Genomic DNA, 2,682 nt, shown 5'->3' with positions numbered 1-2,682 from the left:
TAAATGGTCAGGAGCACCCCCCACCTTCGGGTAGAGTTCTCCTGGTCAGCAGGCGCCGCTAGCTCAGTTGGTTAGAGCAGCTGACTCTTAATCAGCGGGTCCGGGGTTCGAGTCCCTGGCGGCGCACGCAGAGTCAAAGCCCCCTCACCACGCGTGAGGGGGCTTTGCTCGTTCGTGAACCTCTCGCGCCGAAGCCTCCCGCACCGAAGCCTCGCGTCGGGCCTCCACCCCCGTGACGCCGCCCACAGCGCCACCTTCAACCACTACCCGCACAGGCGGCGCACAGTCTTCGCACAGATGCCACAGAGTCACCGAACGGTCACCCAACGGCGCGAAGTCCGTTTCCGTACGCCTCCGTACACCCCCTCCGCAAGGGGGCCACAAATCGTACGTATGACTGGTAACCCACTCGTTTCACCCTTGCGATCGGGACCGGGGTCGGACAACCTGTCTAGTGGTCATCGGCTCCAACCAGGCCGATGAGCCGTGCAGTTGGGGGCTGCAGAGGGGGAAGTTCCGGTTGTCCGCAACGCGGGGTGGGGGCCCCGCTCGGGGACTGGTGTCGAGGGGGGCGCCAGAGACAGCCGGAAGGGCGACGTTCCGTATCTGAGCGGACGGCCGCCCGCCATTGACGTCGTCCGCGGAGACCGACGGGGAACCGCCGCGGCCGAGACGACCTATCAGTCACGCACCGACCATGCGTGCAGGGGGATGACCCATGACGTCGACGCCGACCGGCGCCCGGCAGAACAACGATCTTTCCCGGACCGCCCTGCTCCGGATACCGGCGCGGCCGATACCGGGGGAACAACGTCGGCAGCCGAAGGAGCCGTTGCCGCGTTACGACTACGAGCACTACAGCCGGCTCGCCGGGCCACTGACCGGGCCCGGCACCGGACTGCCGTACCGGGTGCAGTACCGCTCACTGCTCTCACAGGAACCGCACAGGATCCGTGCGGCGCTCCTGCTGGGTGCCGCACCGCTCGTCTCGATCGGCCTGTTCGTCTGGCTGATGCAGCCCGACCACTGGACCCGGCGCGACCCGGACCTCAAGAACGGCACGCTGCTGGTCCTGGACATCGTGATGCTGGTCTCGATCGGCCTGATCGAGCTCTTCCGGACACTGAACGTCCTGTCCAACGCGCACGCCACGCTGGTCGCGCGCGACCCGGTCCCGGTCGTCCCGGAGACCGGCACCAGGGTCGCCTTCCTCACCTCCTTCGTCCCGGGCAAGGAGCCCCTGGAGATGGTGACGAGGACCCTGGAGGCCGCGGTCCGTGTCCGGCACCGCGGACCGCTGCACGTCTGGCTGCTCGACGAGGGCGACGACCCGGCGGTCAAGGAGGTCTGCGCCCGGCTCGGGGTGCACCACTTCTCCCGCAGGGGCGTCGCGCACTGGAACCGGGACCGGGGCCCGCACCGCGCCAGGACCAAGCACGGCAACTACAACGCCTGGCTCGACGCGCACGGCGGCGACTACGAGTTCTTCGCCTCCGTCGACACCGACCACGTACCGCTGCCCAACTACCTGGAGCGGATGCTCGGCTACTTCCGCGACCCGGACATCGGCTTCGTCATCGGCCCGCAGGTCTACGGCAACTACGACACCTTCGTCACCAAGGCCGCCGAGTCCCAGCAGTTCCTCTTCCACGCGCTGATCCAGCGCGCGGGCAACCGCTACGGCGCCCCGATGTTCGTCGGCACCAGCAACGCGGTGCGGATCTCGGCCCTCCGGCAGATCGGCGGTCTGTACGACTCGATCACCGAGGACATGGCGACCGGATTCGAGATGCACCGCGCCCGCAATCCGCGCACCGGCCGCAAGTGGCGCTCGGTCTACACCCCGGACGTACTGGCCGTCGGCGAGGGCCCGACCGCGTGGACGGACTTCTTCACCCAGCAGCTGCGCTGGTCGCGCGGGACGTACGAGACGATCCTCAAGCAGTACTGGAAGGGCTTCTGCTCACTCCCGCCGGGCAAGCTCCTCAACTACACGCTGATGATCGTCTTCTACCCGATGTCCGCGCTGAACTGGATCCTCGCGGCACTGAGTTGTGCCCTGTTCCTGGGCATCGGCGCCTCGGGCGTACAGATCGACCCGGTCGTCTGGATGATGCTGTACGGCAATGCCTCGGCGCTCCAGATCGGGCTGTACACCTGGAACCGCCGGCACAACGTCTCGCCGCACGAGCCCGAGGGCTCCGGCGGTCTGGCCGGCATGATGATGTCCGCGCTCTGCGCCCCGGTCTACGCACGCTCGCTGCTGGATGCCGTGCTGCGCCGCAAGAGCTCGTTCGTGGTGACGCCGAAGGGCGACTCGTGCAGCCCGGACACGCTCTTCGGCACCTTCCGGATCCACCTCTTCTTCCTGCTGGTGTTCGGCGGCTCCATCGCCGCCTCCTTCGTCTTCGGCCACGGCCATCCGGCGATGCTCACCTGGGCCGCCATGGCGATGCTGATCACCGCGGCGCCCGTCCTCGGCTGGCGGTACACCGTCCGCGCCGAGAAGCGGCGGCGCCGGACCGACGCCGGACAGTCCCCGCAGGCCGCCCTTGGGAGCCGTGAACGATGAAGTTCCGTCCGAGCCTCCGTACCCGCCGGATGGCGATCGGTACGACGGTGGTCCTGGCGTTCTCCGGGGCGAACGGCCCCTGGCTGTACCGCGAGAGCACCGAGCGCTAC

The 2,682-nt window shown here is 68.2% G+C and carries 1 protein-coding gene and 1 tRNA gene; both read left to right on the top strand.

Annotated features, from left to right (window positions below; all coding sequences use genetic code 11):
* Positions 1-52: 52 nt before the first annotated feature.
* Positions 53-126 (top strand) — tRNA-Lys (locus EES42_RS08080).
* A gap of 592 nt (positions 127-718) precedes the next feature.
* Positions 719-2,572, top strand: a complete 1,854-nt coding sequence (locus EES42_RS08075; RefSeq protein ID WP_124717474.1) for a glycosyltransferase family 2 protein — start codon at positions 719-721, stop codon at positions 2,570-2,572.
* Positions 2,573-2,682: the final 110 nt, after the last annotated feature.

Origin of the sequence: Streptomyces sp. ADI95-17, assembly GCF_003846175.1 — a bacterium.
Lineage (GTDB): Bacteria > Actinomycetota > Actinomycetes > Streptomycetales > Streptomycetaceae > Streptomyces > Streptomyces sanglieri.
The sequence above is the reverse complement of the archived record's forward strand: the minus strand, read 5'-3'. Positions and strand labels throughout refer to the sequence as shown.